Consider the following 290-nt stretch of genomic DNA (forward strand, 5'->3'; position numbering starts at 1 on the left):
AAAAGTCCAAACAAAAAGTACCGAAGAAATCCTTTGGGATTCAGCAAATAAACTACGAGGTTCAGTTGAACCATCCGAATATAAACACATTGTTTTAAGTTTAATCTTCTTAAAATTTGCGAGTGATAAATTCATCAAACGTAGAGAAGAATTGATCGCTGAAGGCAAAGAAGATTTCTTAGAAATTCCTGAATTTTACCAAGCAGATAACATTTTTTATTTGCCCGAAGAATCACGTTGGACATACATCATCGAGAACGCCAAACAAGAAGATATTACCTTAAAAGTAG

Annotated in this window: 1 protein-coding gene; it reads left to right on the forward strand. The window is 33.4% G+C overall.

Annotated elements, in window-relative coordinates; genetic code table 11:
- Positions 1-28 precede the first annotated feature (28 nt).
- Positions 29-290, forward strand: a 262-nt coding sequence (locus B2217_RS01900; RefSeq protein ID WP_349680536.1) for a type I restriction-modification system subunit M N-terminal domain-containing protein, incomplete at its 3' end; no start/stop codon positions are given.

Source organism: Empedobacter sp. UBA7620 (assembly GCF_002484185.1).
GTDB classification, from domain to species: Bacteria; Bacteroidota; Bacteroidia; order Flavobacteriales; family Weeksellaceae; genus Empedobacter; species Empedobacter falsenii_C.